Annotated in this window: 15 protein-coding genes and 1 tRNA gene; 7 read left to right on the top strand and 9 right to left on the bottom strand. The window is 59.4% G+C overall.

Going from position 1 to position 16,282, the window contains the following annotated elements; genetic code table 11:
• Position 1 precedes the first annotated feature (1 nt).
• Positions 2 to 724, bottom strand: coding sequence for a ribose-5-phosphate isomerase RpiA (gene rpiA / locus ACLB1Z_RS11720; protein WP_409560017.1), 723 nt, complete (start codon positions 722 to 724; stop codon positions 2 to 4).
• A gap of 207 nt (positions 725 to 931) precedes the next feature.
• Here rpiA and ACLB1Z_RS11725 point away from each other — a divergent pair, with 207 nt between their 5' ends.
• On the top strand, positions 932 to 1,615 hold the full coding sequence (locus ACLB1Z_RS11725) for an HAD family hydrolase (protein WP_409560018.1): 684 nt from the start codon (positions 932 to 934) through the stop codon (positions 1,613 to 1,615).
• 3 nt (positions 1,616 to 1,618) lie between these two features.
• On the opposite strand, the gene ACLB1Z_RS11730 is transcribed toward ACLB1Z_RS11725, so the two are convergent.
• Together ACLB1Z_RS11730 and ACLB1Z_RS11735 are read right to left on the bottom strand one after the other, a co-directional pair.
• Positions 1,619 to 1,996 (bottom strand): DsrE family protein, encoded by a 378-nt coding sequence (locus ACLB1Z_RS11730; protein WP_013947844.1) that lies wholly within the window; start codon positions 1,994 to 1,996, stop codon positions 1,619 to 1,621.
• Between the two features lie 84 nt (positions 1,997 to 2,080).
• Positions 2,081 to 4,396, bottom strand: coding sequence for an efflux RND transporter permease subunit (locus ACLB1Z_RS11735; protein WP_409560019.1), 2,316 nt, complete (start codon positions 4,394 to 4,396; stop codon positions 2,081 to 2,083).
• A gap of 315 nt (positions 4,397 to 4,711) precedes the next feature.
• Between ACLB1Z_RS11735 and ACLB1Z_RS11740 the strand changes: the two genes are divergently transcribed.
• The 4 genes from ACLB1Z_RS11740 to ACLB1Z_RS11755 all read left to right on the top strand — a co-directional run bounded on the left by ACLB1Z_RS11740 (position 4,712) and on the right by ACLB1Z_RS11755 (position 6,430).
• Positions 4,712 to 5,236 (top strand): hypothetical protein, encoded by a 525-nt coding sequence (locus ACLB1Z_RS11740; RefSeq protein ID WP_409560020.1) that lies wholly within the window; start codon positions 4,712 to 4,714, stop codon positions 5,234 to 5,236.
• A 91-nt stretch (positions 5,237 to 5,327) separates the two neighbouring features.
• Positions 5,328 to 5,402: transfer RNA gene (locus ACLB1Z_RS11745), tRNA-Val, on the top strand.
• A 119-nt stretch (positions 5,403 to 5,521) separates the two neighbouring features.
• Positions 5,522 to 5,905, top strand: a complete 384-nt coding sequence (locus ACLB1Z_RS11750) for a hypothetical protein (protein WP_409560021.1) — start codon at positions 5,522 to 5,524, stop codon at positions 5,903 to 5,905.
• Between the two features lie 243 nt (positions 5,906 to 6,148).
• Positions 6,149 to 6,430 carry a hypothetical protein gene (locus ACLB1Z_RS11755; RefSeq protein ID WP_409560022.1) on the top strand — a complete coding sequence of 94 codons (282 nt, stop codon included), beginning with the start codon at positions 6,149 to 6,151 and terminating at the stop codon, positions 6,428 to 6,430.
• Positions 6,431 to 6,713: 283 nt separating this feature from the next.
• Here the strand turns inward: ACLB1Z_RS11755 and ACLB1Z_RS11760 are convergent, their stop codons facing one another.
• The 6 genes from ACLB1Z_RS11760 to ACLB1Z_RS11785 form a co-directional block, all read right to left on the bottom strand.
• A complete protein-coding gene (locus tag ACLB1Z_RS11760; RefSeq protein ID WP_409563266.1) occupies positions 6,714 to 7,139 on the bottom strand; it encodes a MarR family winged helix-turn-helix transcriptional regulator in 426 nt (141 codons plus the stop codon).
• Positions 7,140 to 7,304: 165 nt separating this feature from the next.
• The gene (locus ACLB1Z_RS11765) at positions 7,305 to 8,333 is read right to left on the bottom strand and encodes a leucyl aminopeptidase (RefSeq protein ID WP_409560023.1); all 1,029 of its coding nucleotides are present in this window, start codon (positions 8,331 to 8,333) and stop codon (positions 7,305 to 7,307) included.
• A 44-nt stretch (positions 8,334 to 8,377) separates the two neighbouring features.
• Positions 8,378 to 9,028 (bottom strand): isochorismatase family protein, encoded by a 651-nt coding sequence (locus ACLB1Z_RS11770; protein WP_409560024.1) that lies wholly within the window; start codon positions 9,026 to 9,028, stop codon positions 8,378 to 8,380.
• Complete coding sequence (locus tag ACLB1Z_RS11775; RefSeq protein ID WP_409563267.1) at positions 9,028 to 9,729, bottom strand: Asp/Glu racemase; 702 nt, start codon at positions 9,727 to 9,729, stop codon at positions 9,028 to 9,030. The genes ACLB1Z_RS11770 and ACLB1Z_RS11775 overlap by 1 nt, the downstream gene beginning before the upstream one ends.
• Positions 9,730 to 9,831: 102 nt before the next feature.
• On the bottom strand, positions 9,832 to 10,632 hold the full coding sequence (locus ACLB1Z_RS11780) for an alpha/beta fold hydrolase (protein ID WP_409563268.1): 801 nt from the start codon (positions 10,630 to 10,632) through the stop codon (positions 9,832 to 9,834).
• Positions 10,629 to 11,774 carry an FAD-dependent monooxygenase gene (locus ACLB1Z_RS11785; RefSeq protein ID WP_409560025.1) on the bottom strand — a complete coding sequence of 382 codons (1,146 nt, stop codon included), beginning with the start codon at positions 11,772 to 11,774 and terminating at the stop codon, positions 10,629 to 10,631. The genes ACLB1Z_RS11780 and ACLB1Z_RS11785 overlap by 4 nt, the downstream gene beginning before the upstream one ends.
• A gap of 300 nt (positions 11,775 to 12,074) precedes the next feature.
• Here ACLB1Z_RS11785 and ACLB1Z_RS11790 point away from each other — a divergent pair, with 300 nt between their 5' ends.
• Positions 12,075 to 12,641, top strand: a complete 567-nt coding sequence (locus ACLB1Z_RS11790) for a (2Fe-2S)-binding protein (protein ID WP_409560026.1) — start codon at positions 12,075 to 12,077, stop codon at positions 12,639 to 12,641.
• On the top strand, positions 12,625 to 16,173 hold the full coding sequence (locus ACLB1Z_RS11795; RefSeq protein WP_409560027.1) for a molybdopterin cofactor-binding domain-containing protein: 3,549 nt from the start codon (positions 12,625 to 12,627) through the stop codon (positions 16,171 to 16,173). The genes ACLB1Z_RS11790 and ACLB1Z_RS11795 overlap by 17 nt, the downstream gene beginning before the upstream one ends.
• Positions 16,174 to 16,282 lie beyond the last annotated feature (109 nt).

Genomic DNA, 16,282 nt, shown 5'->3' on the forward strand with positions numbered 1-16,282 from the left:
TTTATTCATCCTCTTCGAAATCGATTTCAATTGCCGAAATGACTTCTACACCCATTGGTCCGGCAATGATGCCGACATCGGCAATGCCAAGGAAAAGACCGTTCTCGACGACGCCGGGAACGAGCTTCAAAGCGTCGTCCAGCGCTTCGGGATCGTCAATCGAACCGAACGCGCAATCGAGAATATGGTTGCCATTGTCGGTTACGAATGCCTTGCCATCCGTACCACGGCGCAACTTGATCTCACCGTCGAGCCCCAGATCGTCGGCAAGCTTGGCGATCAGACTTACAGTCGCCGCCAGTCCGAACGGCACGACCTCGACCGGCAGAGGAAACTTGCCGAGTACCTCGACGAGCTTGCTGTTGTCGGCAATGATGATGACTTGGTTCGAAGCCACCGCGACGATCTTTTCTCGGAGGAGCGCGCCGCCGCCGCCCTTGATGAGGCGCAGGTCTTCGTCGAGTTCGTCGGCGCCATCGACGGTGAGGTCGAGCGCCGGTGTCTCATCAAGCGTCGTCAACGGAATATCGAGGGCTGCCGCCTGGGCGCGCGTCGCTTCCGACGTCGGAACGCAAACGACCTTCAGGCCGCTTCTGACGCGTGCCCCCAACAGTTCGACGAACTTCGCAGCCGTCGAGCCGGTGCCCAGACCGAGCTTCATGCCGTCTTCAACATAGCCGAGCGCCTGCTCGGCCGCCTGCCTCTTCCAATCGTCAGTGCTCATCTTGCCCCCAAAGACCAAAATCGGCTGCTGCTCGCCGGACCGTGCGCCTTGTCTAGGCTGGCGGTGCGGCGCTTTCAAGCCGCGCAAATCTACCAGACATTCGTGACGCCGTGACAGAGCGGACCGAGACGACTACGGTCCAGCGTCGACGGTGGCGTGCGGAATGCGCGCCGCCGACGCCAACCAATGAAAATACGAGGAGATTTCATGCAGGGTTGGACGATCGTCTTTGATCTGGACGGCACCTTGATCGACACGGCGCCGGATCTGGCCGAAGCGACGAATCACGTGCTCTCGACGCTCGGCCTTGAGCGGATCAACGAAATGGAAATTCGCCCATTCGTCGGCCATGGCGCGCTGGCGATGATCGACGGCGCGGTGAAGGCGCACGGGCGAAAACTTCCCGAACGCGAGCTACACGATCTGTTCGAGGTCTTCCTGACTTATTACACGGCCCACATCGCCGATCGCAGTGTCCCCTACCCGCACATCGTAGCAGCGCTCGACGGGCTGAAAGCCGAAGGCGCGACGCTCGCGGTCTGTACCAACAAGATGGAAGCGCAGGCGCGCGCCGTTCTCGAAGCGCTGCAACTGGACGGCTATTTCTCGGCTTTGACCGGGCGCGACAGTCTCGGCGCTTACAAGCCTGATCCACGGCATCTGACGGGCACGATCGCATTGGCCGGCGGACATTCGGGCAAGAGCATCATGATCGGCGATAGCGAAACCGACATCCGGACGGCGAGGGCTGCGCAGGTGCCGGTCGTGGCGGTGAGCTTCGGCTACAGCATCGATCCGGTGCTGTCGTTCGGGCCTGACGTCGTCATCAACGATTACCGCGAGCTGCGCGGGGCGATCGGCAAGCTCGCGGGGATGCCGGTCAGTTCATAACGGCTAGTAGGTTAGAACGCGGCAATCGTCCGACATGATCTCTTCGATGAAATGCGCGGCGCCAATGACGCCGCTGCATTCGGCGATCAGATCGTCCTTGCGCATGGCGCAGCTATCGAGGCCGGTTGAGAAGCAATGGAAGCGGACGCCTGATGCGTGTGCTTCCTTGATGAAGTCGTAAACCGACCGGCACTCGGCCGCCTTGACGTGCACGGCTTCGGCCACGCCGTTGCGCAGAACTTCGGCGGCGCCGCCCGTGCAGACGACCTCGACCTGATAGCCCATCGACGCTGCGACGGAGGCTTGAAATATCGGCGGGCAGATCGACTCGTCGCTGTGCGGACTGGCGTTGGCCAATACGATGATAAGCTTGCGCGTCACGGCTGGCGTCCTGCTCGGAGTCACTTGCGCCGAGACTAGGCTGCGACCGGCGTCGGCCGCAACCGTTAACGCGTGTTCAAGCTATCAAACGTCGTGACCGCTAATATAACGGCGGTAAACGAGGATCGTGGCCGGCAGGAACACGAGGTCGGCGACCAGCGACGCAATCAGCGTCACGCCGCAGACGAGGCCGAACAGCCGCAGCGACGGCAGGTCGGAGAAAATCGTCACGCCGAGGCCGAAGGCCAGCACGATCGTCGTCAGGATGATGGCCGGGCCGACCAGAACGCGCGCACGACGAATGGCAAGCTCGGGCGGGACGCCGGGCTGCTCCTCCATGCGCAATCGGTTCAGGAAGTGGATCAGCGCATCGACGCCCAGTCCGAAGACCACGATCAGCGCAACGACAGATGAGAATTCCAAGCCGCCGCCCATGAAGTAGAGCATCGCTCCAGCCGTCACGACCGGAAACAGACCAGGCAGCAAGCTGATGAACCCGACGAACACCGAACGGAAGGCAAGCGCCAGCAATACGGCCGCAACGAGCACGCAGAGCGGAATGCTTTCGTCAAGCTGCGAGATCATCCGGTAGCTGTTGCGTGCCGCAAGCGCGGGCAAGCCCGTTACCGAGATCTGATATTCGGGATACGCCTTGCGGATCGGATCGAGCGCCTTATCGACCGAATGGACCAGGGGCAGAATCTTGCTGGCGTCAACGTCCGGCAGGCGGCCCGTCACGAGTACGGCTTTCTCGTCCTTGGCGATGAAGCGGCGGACGAGGTGTTCCGGCAGAAGGCCGACGTATTTCTTGATCGTCTCGACGTTGTCCTGGCCACTTTCGCGCAGCCAGCGACGCAGGCTCTCGAGCGACCAGACGTTGCCGAGGCCCGCGGCTTTTTCAAGGGCCTCGTGGGTCTCTTCGATCACTTTCAGCGTCTTGGGATCGTAGAGGCTGGCACCGTTCTTCCACTGGATCATGACGTGGAACGGATTGGCGCCAGTGAGCTTGGAATCGATGCGGCCGGTCGCGGCAATCGCCTGCTCGCGGTCAGGCACCTGATCGGCGAGGCGATAGCGCGGCTCTAGCGCGAGATGCAGCGAGGCAAAGTAGGCAAACAGCGCAAAGGCTATGGCCGTGTAAACGACCGAATGCTTGACGACGCGATCGACAATGCCGCCGACGAAAATGCCGAGCGCGTCCATCAGTCCATCGGCGGGCGTGTGGTCCTTGGCGAGCGTCTTCTCGTTGCGCACGAACAGCAGCGCCAGGATCGGCAGCACGACGATGACGGCGCAGAACGAGATGCAGACTGCCATGGCGCCTGCTTCGCCGAACGTGCGGATGAGGCCCGATTCCGAGAACAACAATGCCAGGAACGACAGCAACGCCGCGCCGTGCGCTAGCACGCACGCGGGACCGACAACGAGGATCGCAAAGCGGACAGCCTGAAGCTTGGTGTCGCCTTCGCGCAACCGGATGCGGAAGGCCGACACCATCTGCATACTGTCGGCAAAGCCCATCACCATGATGAGCGGCGTCATGACGTTCAGGAACAGATTGAGCTTGAACCCGAGCCAGCCGAGCAGACCCAGCGACCAGGCCACAGCAATGACCGGCGGCAGCGCGGCAACGAGCATCAGCGATATGCGGCGGAAGAAGATCGCTGCAATCGCTGCGCCGAAGAGAAGGCCGAGGCCGTTATAGACAATCTGATCACGCTCGACAGCGTTGCGGATCTCAAGCTGCATGACCGGCGCGCCGGCGAGCTTCACCGACAGCCCGACCGGGTTGAGATCTTCCTTCGCCGTGTTTTCGATCTCGCCGATGACGACTTTCGCGGATTTCTCTTCAACGACCTTGCGGTCGAGCGCCAGCACCATCAGCGCGAGCTGACCATCGTTCGACAGAAACTTGCCTTTGACGATGTCGTTGGTTTTCAGGGCATCGACGATCTTACCGAACTCGACCGGATCGTCGGGCAGGTCGTCGGGCACGATCGGCGGGGGATATCCGCTCGCGTCGGGTTTGCCGCGCGCGGACAGCATCGACACGATGCCGCTGACGCCGTCAATGAGTTGCAGATCGGCGGCGGCATTGCCGAAGGCCGTCAGCCCTTCTTTCGTCAGCAGCCTCTTGCCTTCGACGACGACCAGAACGTCGTATTCGCTCGATGGGAAGCGCTTGTCGATCTCTTCGTAGATCTTGAATTCGGGGGTGTTGGTGCGGAACAGCTCCGACAGGCTGTCGTCGACCCTGAGGCGCGAAATGCCGGCCGCCGCAGCAGCCGTTAGAATAAGGACGATGATTGCCGATATGATCGGCGCCCTGATGCCCAATAGGCCAATCTTATTCAGGCCCAAAGAAATCAGGTTCGGGCGTTCCGGCTCCGCTGACTGCAAAAAAAGTCCTCCCCAACGACTTCGATTTGAGAAGTCGCCACCAGCGCCCCCCGGCGTCGTTTGTCTTTGCCGGGTGACATGGCACTATGACGGTGTTCGGCGCAAGGTCCACTTGGCCTCACGTCCCAAGGGAAATGCCCGAATTTCAAGGGTGCGGTGCGATACTTGGCAACTTTGACGAGAGAGGCGCGGCGCGCCCACGCAGCGAATCACGTCGGTACGCCGAGTTTCTCTTGCAACGGGGCAGCAGTGTATGGGAGAGCGTCGGTGCGAACGACACATAGCAAGAACAGTGCTTCAATCTTGAGGTTTTAGATGCCCGAGACGTTTCCGTTTCAACGCCTTGTTGCGGCCCTACTCGCGGCTTTCGCATTGTCGTTGGTCATGGTGTCGGAGGCCGTAGCGAAGACCGCGACGGTCGGTCCCGTGTCGGTCGAAGTGGCGGACGACTTCAAGGATGTATCGAGCCAACCTCCGGCGATCCACCAGGATGCTTCCGGCATTACAATCGAAGCTTCGCCATTACCGTCCGAAGCGCTACATGAATTCAAAGGACCGGCGTTTCTCGACTACCTGAAAAGTCTCGGCTTCACGGATCCGGCCTACGTCGACGGCGGCCTAAAGCGGACTGGCGAATATACGTTCGTCACGGCCGAGGCGAAGGGCGCACAAGGCCCCGAGTCACGGTTCCTGCTCGTTATCGGCGGCGAAGGTCGGGCCGCTATCGTGACTGCCTACGCACCCAAGATCGCATTGGCCGATGGTCACGCCAGCCGCGCTACGATCGAGGCTATCCTCGCCAGCGCCACGGTGACGCCTGCACCAGCCGCCAAGCCGTGATGTGCCGTCCGCGGCTTTCCGGCCCAGATCGCGGCCCGTTTGCGGCTTGACAGCGCGATCCGCCGCCTCGCATAAGGGCCGTTCCCAAATCGGGCGGTTAGCTCAGCGGTAGAGCACACGCTTCACACGCGTGGGGTCATAGGTTCAATCCCTATACCGCCCACCATCCCACTGAAATCATTGAATTTCCGCCGTGGAGCGCGTTAACAATGTGTTGTCAAACGTGTTGACACCGGCGGCTTTTCGAGCCGTTTTTGCCTCATGGCGAGGCGATCTCAAACGCATTTGAGCAAGCACGGAAATGGGTACCGGTATTACCGCTCCGTACCCCGCGAATTGCGCAAGGTTGTAGGTAAGGCCGCCTGGTCAAAGTATCTCGGCGTCAGCCTCAGCTGGTCTGATGCACTGAAGGCCGCGCGCGACCTCTCCCTCCAATGCGACGCACAAATTGCGCGGCTTAAGCGACTATCACCAGATGAACGGAATGAAATTGCCGCTGGAGGCGGCCTTCAAAAGCTCAAGTATTTGCAAGCGTTCGATAACCAGTTGATCTCGGGCCTGAAACGCATGTCGGACCTCCCAAGGTCCGGGCAAACGTTTGAAGGCATGTCCGAAGAAATTCCGATGCCCGAGGAGCTTGAAAAGGATTGGAGATATACCCGTTTATAACTCGCCGACGCGGTCGAAGCTGTTGAGAGCGAAAGCTTGCCTAGAGCAAAATTGATTCAGAAATCGGAATTTGACGGGATAGGCTTATCATCCCTCGTCGACCTTTCTGGAAAAACGAGGCCGCAAGGCAAGAAAAGCCTCGATCGCTCACGTCTTTACGTCCGACGCTTCATGACGTTTTTGGGGGCGGATTGCGATCCGGCCGATATCTCGCAACAAGATGCAGCGAGGTGGCGAGATCACATGAGCGAGACCGGTGTGAGCGGTGTCAATCAGTCTCAGCACTTGGCGAAGCTCTCCGCTCTGTACGCTGTCGCGATTTCGGAAGGCCGCTTAGCGACAAACCCGTTCGCTGGAATAAAGGCGCGGTTCACCAGGGACGAAAAGAAGCAATCGAAGAAGAAACGGGCATTCAGCGACGAAGAATTGCGATTGTTTTTGATCGCGTCTGAAACGTCGGCCACGAAGCTGCGTCCAGTCCAGTTGAACGCACCAATGGCAGCTTTCTCGGCATTCCGGTCGTAGTTCGAAAGGCTGTGCTGCGGCTGCTCAAGTCAGCTTCTGCGATAAAGCGGCCTCTTGCGTCCAGGTCTTCTTTGCAGAGAATGCGGACGAAGAAGTCCAATCGCATATCGCGCCGCTCTTGGGTCAAACATCCCAAATGAGGACGTGGCCTGAAGCGATAAGCTGAGTTAGCGAGGCTCCCGCAAGCCCTGCCTCAAAATCAAGACCCGCTTCTAAACGCCTTTTTATCGGCAGCCAGCTGATCGAAAGCTGCCGTCAAGCTGCGAGAGGCGTTGGGACCTTCTCAGCCATCGATGATTTTTTGAAGAAGATAAGTAAAAGCCATTCGTTCCGCTGGATTGAGGTTCGCTACTGTCAATTCACTGATGCGAAATGCCCTGGGATACATGTCGTCCAGAACGGCTTCGCCGGCGGGTAACAACGACATGATGACCTTGCGGCCGTCCTCCGCATCTTTCGTCACCTTTATCAGGCCGCGTGTCTTCAGCCGTTCGATGATGCCGCGGATCGTTGCCTGATCGATTGCCGTGGCCTTAACGAGCTCCGCCTGCGAGCTCGGGCCATTGTCGCGAAGCGCACATAGCGTCGTGAACTGCACAGCAGTCAAATCCGGATCGCTGGCGTTCTCCTGAAAAATCGCGAGGTGACGCTGGTACGCTTTGCGCATCAGGTGACCCACCTGCTCGGTGACCTTGTACGTCCCCGGCATTCGCCGTTGCGTGCCAGGCTTCTCTTTCGTCACTCACGGCCTCCCCCTGGTTTTCTCCTTTGCGATAGCGCTCTTTGCGGAGCGTCGCAACTGAAGCGACGCAGAGGCTGATGGCACATCCAAGCTGACGGTGACGGCGGCGAGGCAGCATGCACCGCTCGCTGTCTAGCTGAAATTGTGCTGCATCTCTTTCACGGCAATATGGCCGTCGAGGACCATCGGCTCGTCGTCAAGGAAGAGGTTGCAGTTCCGCATCGGGATATCGAGGTGGCACGCGGTATTGTTCGGACCGCCGAGTTCGTTATTCGGGCCGGTCGAGAACATAACGTTTCCGTAGAAGGACCGCAGCTCCATACCCATACCGCCAGGGAATTGCGTCAATCCATGCCAGTGCGCGCGATGATCCAAGCCCCAGCCGACATGAGACATACCGAACCCGCGCGGGTCGTTGAATGTCGCCATGTAGGATTTGATCAGCTCAGCGTCGAGACCACCGCGAATATCCTGAATAAAGCCCTTTTCGATCGTGTAGGTCACGGGCTCACGAACATACGTGTTAAAAGGAAGAAGCACGTCACCCGGCGCCAAAACGATCGTGCCGTCAACGCCATCGTCCGCGCCACCAGTAAAGACGAAAGCCGCCGGCCAGTGATCCCACCGGCCGGGTTGATCGGTGTAGCCATATTCGCTCATCGTCGGATATACGCCGAGCTTATAGACGACGTCGGTGCCGTGCTTGCTCGTAATCCGCATCGTCTTGGCTTTGGCCAGGAGTTCGGCTCCGACTTCGACGCGTTCGCGCAGCTGCTTCGTCGGCATTAGGCGCGCGAGCAACGGGGCGGGTTCGACAGCCGTCAACACGCGCGTGCCCGAGGCCTGAATCGCCATCTGTTCATCGCTGAACAACAAGAAAATCAGATCGACGACCATGTCGGCCTGTTTCAATGCCTCGACCGCGTCGGGCATGGCGGCAAGCCCAGTCTTACCGACGGCCCATGCCCCGGTCTCAGGCATCGGAGCGGGGAGACGCATATGATACATCTGGCAACCGAGCCGCTGACCCGCAGCCAGAAACGCATCGGCGTAATCCAGGCGTTCCTCGCCTTGGGACAAAACGATGACTTTTTCTCCTTCATGCACGCCGCTGAGCGTCAGCTGCTCGAGGCACATTTCCGTCAAGACGTTCCGGTCCATCGACATATCTCCCTTCAGCGCTCTGCGGTTACTTGTGATCGGTATTAGCGAGTTGTCTGCGCGGCCTTGATTGCCGCGATCGCGTCAGCCTTGCTGACGACGTCCCCGTACTTGCTGTCGATATCGAAGAGATTGGCAGCATGCGGTTCAGGATGGCGGTCGCCCACGCAATCGCGGACGACTATCGTGCGGAAACCGTATTGAACTGCATCGACGGCCGTGGCGCGAACACAGCCGCTCGTCGAGCAGCCCGCAATGACGACGGTGTCGACCTTTTGCGTATGAAGAAGTGATGCGAGGCTCGTGCCGAAGAAAGAGCTCGCGTATTGCTTGACGATGACCGGCTCATCTTTTTCCGGCTCAACACCCTCGCAGAATTCCGCCAGGACATTGCCTTCAACCATCGCCTTCATGACCGGGGCCTTTTTCACCCAGATGCCTCCGTCGGCGCAGTCCGGCGCGGAATACAGAATGCGGGTGTGGACGACAAAAATACCAGCCTGCCGCGCGGCGGCGAGAAGCTCCGGCGTATTCGCGACGGCATCGACCACGCCCAGCGCGAAAAGCGGTGACTCTTTCCGCGTATAGGCCTTGAGAAAATCGACGACGAGCAGTGCCGGACGATCACCAAAACCGATGCGCCCACCCCAGACACCTTGATAGTTTGCTGCTGCGGTTTGCGGAGCCCCACCCATCAGTATGCTCCAGACAGCAACGCGCCGGCACCCGGTACGACAGGCTCGATCTTGAGCGCCTTCAGCATGCAATAAGTTGTGGCAACGGCCGCGGTGATGACGGGCCTGCCGGTGATCGCTTCCACCTTGGCGATGGCGGAGAGAGACGGCATCTGCACACATGCCGACAGCACGATGGCATCCACGCCGCTGAGATCGAGCGTGCGAACGATATCCGGCAATTTATCGGGGTTATGACGCCCGACTTCGAGGTTGTCCGGAATTTCGAGAGCGCGCCAATCCTGAACATCGAAGCCCTCGTCGCGTATGTAATTGACGACAAGTTCGGTGAGGGATTTCACATACGGCGCGACGATCGCAAGGCGCTTTGCCCTCATTGCCTTCAGGCCTGTGATGAGCGCACCAGCGCTGGTCACGACAGGAACATCAGCGCCATTCTCAGACGCGTGGCTGCGCAGCCTCAGCTCGGAAACACGATGGTATCCTGAGCCCTGCGCCATGATCGCGACGAGGCAGGCGTAACCCAGGACATCCACACGAGCGTCGGAAAGCTCGACAGCACAACGATCCGACTCGGAATCCATGGCTTTCAGCTCTTCCTTTTTCACAGTCCGCATGCGCATACGGCTGGAATGGAAGGTGAAGCGGTCAGGACGAATCGCCTGCCGCGCCAGGAGCATCGCGGGAATTTCCGTCTCCATCGTCGTATTCGAACTCGGCACGATCTGACCGATGCGATAATTCAAGGCTTGCGTTCCTTTATTACAATTTTTTTAGCTTCTTCTCGTTGTTCGGCTGTCGAGTTATCGAACGAGGAAATCTCCAAGCGCGTCAAAGAAACCGTCGAAGTCATCCCATGGAATCATGTGACCGGCGTTCTCCACCCGGACGACTTCGATATCTGGTTTCAGCGCCTTGAATTCATCGACGTCCCGCTGGGTAATCACTCCGCCGCGGCCAGCAACCATGAGCATTGCGGGCAGCGAAAGACTCGGCACACTGGGAAAGATGTCGTCCTTGTGGAAGTCCTCGAACGCCCCGACGATCGCAGGCTCAAAGCAGGTATGAAGCCACTCGGCGCGGAGTGCGCGCTGTTCATCCGTCCAGGTGAGGCAGAAAGCGCGCATGCCCTCGGCGTCGATGCCCTTCACGGCGAGACGAATGGAATCGACGTACCACTCAAGCTTGCTGGGATAGGGGCGTCGGCCTGGACCCGACACCGGTGGATCGACCAAAACGGCGCGTGAAAAGGCGGATTTATCACCGGCAACCGCACGAACCGCGACGCGGGCACCCATGGAATGACCCAGGAGTGCCGGCTTCTCTAACTTCAAGACCTTTGCGAGTTCGACAACGTCTGCGGCCATCGCATCAAGGCCGTAGTCGAGGTCCGGCCCGGTCGACGACAGCCCGCGGCCGCGCGCATCTATAACGTAGACGTCATGATCTTTCGCCAAGCGTTCGGCAACGAACCCCCATGTAATCGCCGGGCTCGTGATTCCGGGAATGAGAATGACCGCGCGCCCCTTGCCGCCGTAACGCAAGTAATGCTGGCGAATGCCGTTGGCGAATACGTTCGCGCCGTAGAGCGGACCGGCCATCAGGCAATTGCCTCGCTCTTCAACGGCTCGGCATAAAGATCGTAGCCATAGACCCAGGCCGGGTCTTCCTGTGTCAGCAGGAACGTGTTGGCGTTTGAAACGGTCTGGACGCGCGTCGCGCGGTCCCTGCGATTGGCTTCATAAAGCTTGAATGCAGTTGAATAGTTCTCGATGCCCGTCTCCCCGAGACAGCGTGCAAGCATCGCTCCATCTTCGATTGCCATGGCGGCACCTTGCGCCATGTGCGGCTTCATCGGGTGGCACGCGTCGCCGAGAAGAACCAGCCTTCCCTTGCTCCAGAGCGGCAGCGGATTGCGATTAAAAAGCGGCCACTTCGTAACTTCGTCCGTCGCGTCAATGAGTGACTCGATGACCGGATGATAGCCTTTGAAGGCATCCGCCATCTCCTCCCGACTGCTTTGGACAAATGGGTCCCTAAAGTCCCAGGCGTCGTGCGGCACGCCGGTCACGTAATAGTATTCGCTGCGATCGCCGGTCGTGAAATAGACCATCATGTGGCGGTCTGGTCCCCACCACTTCACGCAATCCTCGAAATCGAGATTGTACTTTTTCAGTTTGTTCGCAGGGATAACGGCTCGGTGACCGACCCAGCCGCTATAATTCGGCTTTTCGACGCCAAGTAAAATTTCGCGAACACGCGAGTTTATTCCGTCGGCTCCGATGACGATATCCGCACGCGCGGAGGTGCCGTCCTCGAATTCGAGATAGACGTCGTTGCCGCCCTCATCGATTTGCTTAAGGCGCTTATCGAAATGCAGCGTGCCAGGCTGAAGTGCTCCAATCTGCAACTTATGAAGGTCGCCGCGATGAACGGTGCAGTAGGTCGCCCCGTAACCCTCGAGCGGAATGCGAGACAGGTACTCGCCCGTGATGCCGTCACGGCTGAACCAGAATTTTGGCTTGCTGCTGATCTCGGCGAGCTTTTGGTCGATGCCGATGCGCTGAAAAATCTTGAGGACGTTCGGTCCCATGTGGATCCCCGCACCGAGGCGGGAAAAGCCGGGCGCCTGCTCATAGAGCTGCACCTCAAAGCCGGCGTGTTGAAGCAGCGCAGCGGCTGCAGCGCCTCCGAGTCCGGCACCGATAATCGCAATCGTCTTGTTGTGCTTTGGCATATCAATCATTGCAGAGTAAGAGGATTCGCAGGCGCCTCCAGGGCGTCCCGATGAGGCCATTTAAGCGTACACGCTATTGTTGGCAAGCGTTTAATGTGACCAACTATTAGCATTTGTGCACACAAACATAGCAAAATGGCCTTTCTCTTGCACCTTTGCCGACGACAGACATTAACAGCAGCATCGCAACAAAAGCGTATGCACTTGTTATTGCGTCGCTTGGATATTCGATGCTATCCGAGGCATCAAAGAGGTTGAGACCTTGCGCATCGAAGCATGGTCGTCTGAGCGCAACGGAGATGCACGAATTTGTGCACGACTAAAGCTGGCCCCGTCGAGCTTCACGTCAATAACAAGCAGGTCACCGTCTACGCGGACCATCAAACGCCGCTGCTCTACATCCTAAGGAACGACCTTGAGCTCAACGGCCCAAAGTACGGGTGCGGGCTCGGCGAATGCGGCGCGTGCAGCGTATTGATCAACGGACGTGCCGCGCGATCATGCACGATCGCACTCGGATCGGTTGGCGCGCGACGAATCGTTACGTTGGAAGGTCTCGGCGAGAATGATGCACTTCATCCGGTGCAACAGGCGTTTATCGAACAGTCGGCCGCGCAGTGCGGGTATTGCCTTAACGGGATGATCATCTCGGCCGTTGCCCTTCTGCAGAGGAACGATGATCCCAGCGATCGGGATATCCGAGCAGCCCTTAAACACAATTTATGCCGCTGCGGCACGCACATCGAAATTCTTGCAGCAGTCCGGCACGCGGCCGCCTTGCGCAAACGGCTGTCAAGATCGCCAAGCGAACCGCACGATATCCACCAAACCACCGATACCGACGAAAACGAGAGTGGCAATGCCGGGCAACATTGAAAACACGTCAGCGGCCTATCTCGATCAGGCTGACATGTTGACGGTCGTTGCCTCCAAGCAGCCGGATGGACCGCTTGAGCTTTTTATCGCCATCGATGCGATGGGCCGCGTTACCGGGTTTAATGGTCACGTCGATCTCGGAACGGGCATCAGAACATCGCTCGCACAGATCATTGCGGAAGAACTCGACGTTCGGTTCGACCACGTCTCGATGGTGCTCGGCACCACGTCCGTCACCCCCGACCAGGGTGCGACAATCGCCAGCGAAACGATCCAGGTTGCGGCTAATCCGCTGCGTCGAGCTGCGGCGACCGCAAAACATTACCTTTTGCAGGCCGCCGCTCGCCATCTTGGCGTCGAACCCGGCAAGCTAGTTGTCGAAGAAGGCGTGATACGAAGCACGACAGGCAGCAATGAGAGCGTGGCGTTCGGTGAACTCATCGCCAGCCAGCGCACTCGATTGAATATCGATCCCAACGCGCCGCTGAAACCAGTCTCGCAATATCGCATCGTTGGCGCGTCGCAAGCGCGTGTCGATATCCCAGCCAAGGTCACGGGGCGATGGACTTACGTCCACGACGTCCGAGTTGCCGGCATGCTCCACGGCCGCGTCGTGCGTCCGCCTTACGGCGGGTTCGACCATGGAGAGCATGTCGGTCGAAGCCTGATTTCCGTCGATGAAAATTCGATCGCTCATATTCCGGGAATCGTCTCGATCGTCGTCATCGGAGATTTCGTCGGCATCGTAGCGACACGCGAAGAGAACGCGGCGTCGGCTGCCGCTCAGCTCAAAACCGTGTGGCACTCGCCGCCCGGCCATTCGGATTTGAACTTTCCCGAGAACGCGCTTCGTCAAAATCCTGCAACGCCGCGCAAATTGGCGGATCGCGGCAATGTCGATCAAGCCCTTGAAGGCGCGACGGAACCAATGAACCGGACTTACGTCTGGCCCTATCAGATGCACGGTTCGATCGGCCCTTCCTGCGCCGTCGCCGATTATCGCGATGAAGCTTTGATGGTTTGGTCCGGGACGCAAAACCCTTTTCCGATGCGAAGGGATCTGAGCATCCTGCTCGACATGCCCGAAGATTGCATCACGGTCGAACGCCTTGAGGCGGCCGGCTGCTATGGCCGCAATTGCGCCGACGATGTCACGGCCGATGCAGCTCTGCTTTCGCGCGCGGTCGGCAAACCGGTTCGCGTGCAGTTGACGCGCGAGCAAGAGCACGTATGGGAGCCGAAAGGCGCCGCGCAGGTCATCGACGTCAGGGGCGGACTTGATCTCGAAGGCGGTCCGGCCGCCTACGACTTCGAAACGCGCTATCCCTCCAATCTCTCCCCGACGCTATCGCTGCTGTTGACGGGCAAGGTCGCGGCGGTCGCCGATACGGTGCAGATGGGCGATCGAACGGCGATCCCGCCCTACGCTTACAGCAACCTGCGCGTCACCGTTCACGACATGCCGCCCATCGCTCGGGCGTCATGGTTTCGCGGCGTTTCTGCGCTACCGAATTCGTTTGCGCACGAGTCCTTCATCGACGAGCTTGCGGCTTCGGCGGCTGTCGATCCGATCGAATATCGTTTGCGCTATCTCACGGACCCTCGTGCAATCGACCTCGTTCGTGCCGTAGCAGAACGCGCGAAATGGGTTCCGCACACGAAGCCGCAGACGCTCGGTGGAGAAGGCGATTTACTTTACGGCCGCGGCTTTGCTTATGCCGTCTACGTCCATGGGAAATTTCCGGGCACCGCAGCCGCATGGGCGGCCTGGGTCGCCGACGTCGCCGTCAACCGCAAAACGGGCGAGATTGCCGTAACACGCGTGATATGCGGTCAAGACTCTGGGATGATGATCAATCCCGCCGGGGTCCGTCACCAAATTCACGGCAACATTATTCAGTCGACCAGTCGCGTGCTGAAGGAGCAGGTCGAATTTTCATCGACCGCCGTCAAAAGCCAAGAATGGGGCGGATATCCGCTCATCACGTTTCCTGAAGTACCGGACATCGACGTCCTGATGATCCCGCGGCCAGAGGAACCGCCGCTTGGCGTCGGCGAATCGGCGTCCGTTCCCAGCGCAGCTGCGATCTGCAATGCCGTCTTCGATGCAACAGGAATTCGCTTTCGCGAGCTTCCGCTTACTCCGGAACGGGTTTTGGCGGCACTCGGCGGAACCCCGCTCAGCCGCGAGCCGCAACCGAAAAAGAAGCGCAAGTGGCTACGAGGGGTCGGACTGTCGAGTTTCGTAGCGGCCACGGCCGGCCTGCTGACGATTGGCTCGCCCTGGCGTCCCGCGATCGATCCTATTCCTCGCCCCGATCCGACAACGTACAGCACCGCAACGGTCGAGCGCGGCCGGCTCGCCGCCGCCGCAGGCGCTTGCAACGTTTGTCATGTCGGGCCCAACGGCGAAACATTTGCTGGCGGCCGCCGGCTCGACACGCCATTCGGCGCGATCTATGCGACCAACATCACACCAGATGAAAAAAACGGCATCGGAAGCTGGTCCTATCCGGCATTCGAACGGGCGATGCGCGATGGCATCAGCCGCGACGGCCATCATCTCTATCCAGCGCACCCGTACACGTCCTTCGCAGGGACCAGCGAGGCGGATCTGCAGGCGCTCTACGCCTACTTGATGACGCAAGCGCCGGTGCCGACGAAAGCTCCCGAAACAAAGCTCCACTTTCCGTTCAATGTCCGGGGGCTAATGGCGAGTTGGAACGCGCTATTCCTAAACGCGAAGCCGTTCCCATATGATTCCGCGCAAACGACGGAGTGGAATCGCGGCGCTTATCTTGTCGAAACACTTGGCCATTGCTCAGCCTGCCATTCGCCCCGAAATATTCTTGGGGCCGAAATGGGTGGCAAAGCGCATTTATCAGGCGGCTTTGCCGAAGGCTGGGAAGCACCCGCACTCAATGGCGATGCGCGCGCACCCGTTCGCTGGGCGGAAGCAGCATTCTACGACTACCTGCGCTCCGGCCACTCTCACGACCACGGCAGCGCAGCCGGCCCAATGGCGCACGTCGTCGCATCGCTTGCACCTCTTCCCGATCAGGACATTCGGGCGATGGCACGTTATCTCGCAAGCATGCAAAAGCCCGAGACTGGAAATGCCGATGCCACTGCCCCGATCACAGCGGCGACGTCGGCCAGCTCTGCTGGCGAAGCTCAGGCCGCGCTTATCGCCCCGCGCGGGGAGCGTCTTTTCAACGGCGCCTGTGCCTCCTGCCACACGCAGGATGATGTCCTCGCGCCGTTGTTTCTCAATAGCAATCTGCACAGCGATAGGCCGGACAACGTCCTGCAGGCGATATTGAATGGCGTCGATGCGCCGGAGATTCTCGCTCGAAAAGTCGGACGCAAGGGCACGGAGATCATGTCCATGCCGTCCTTCAAAACCGTGCTGGATGACGCGCAGCTTGCCGAGCTATTGGCGTATTTACGCGCCCGTTTTGCGCCATCGAAGGCCGCCTGGAGCGATTTGGCCGAGGCCGTCGGCGCCGCTAGAGCAGTGCCTTCGCACTAGAGTTCCTTTCGCAACGTGGCGTCTTCGCATTCTGTCGCCGCAGATCGCGTCAGTATAGCGCCTACGCTTGTTCTGCTTACGGATATGATGCGGACCGAGGCATCTAACA

Origin of the sequence: Hyphomicrobium sp. MC8b (assembly GCF_905067615.1) — a bacterium.
Taxonomy (GTDB): domain Bacteria; phylum Pseudomonadota; class Alphaproteobacteria; order Rhizobiales; family Hyphomicrobiaceae; genus Hyphomicrobium_B.

Bases quoted from the DNA above. Each gene is read 5' to 3' on its own strand.
- ACLB1Z_RS11785 (WP_409560025.1), bottom strand. From the start codon at position 11,774: ATGATTGATATGCCAAAGCACAACAAGACGATTGCGATTATCGGTGCC.
- ACLB1Z_RS11755 (WP_409560022.1), top strand. From the start codon at position 6,149: ATGAGCGAGACCGGTGTGAGCGGTGTCAATCAGTCTCAGCACTTGGCG.
- ACLB1Z_RS11770 (WP_409560024.1), bottom strand. From the start codon at position 9,028: ATGGGTGGGGCTCCGCAAACCGCAGCAGCAAACTATCAAGGTGTCTGG.
- ACLB1Z_RS11760 (WP_409563266.1), bottom strand. From the start codon at position 7,139: ATGCCGGGGACGTACAAGGTCACCGAGCAGGTGGGTCACCTGATGCGC.
- ACLB1Z_RS11795 (WP_409560027.1), top strand. From the start codon at position 12,625: ATGCCGGGCAACATTGAAAACACGTCAGCGGCCTATCTCGATCAGGCT.
- ACLB1Z_RS11765 (WP_409560023.1), bottom strand. From the start codon at position 8,333: ATGGACCGGAACGTCTTGACGGAAATGTGCCTCGAGCAGCTGACGCTC.
- ACLB1Z_RS11740 (WP_409560020.1), top strand. From the start codon at position 4,712: ATGCCCGAGACGTTTCCGTTTCAACGCCTTGTTGCGGCCCTACTCGCG.
- ACLB1Z_RS11725 (WP_409560018.1), top strand. From the start codon at position 932: ATGCAGGGTTGGACGATCGTCTTTGATCTGGACGGCACCTTGATCGAC.
- rpiA (WP_409560017.1), bottom strand. From the start codon at position 724: ATGAGCACTGACGATTGGAAGAGGCAGGCGGCCGAGCAGGCGCTCGGC.
- ACLB1Z_RS11775 (WP_409563267.1), bottom strand. From the start codon at position 9,729: ATGGAGACGGAAATTCCCGCGATGCTCCTGGCGCGGCAGGCGATTCGT.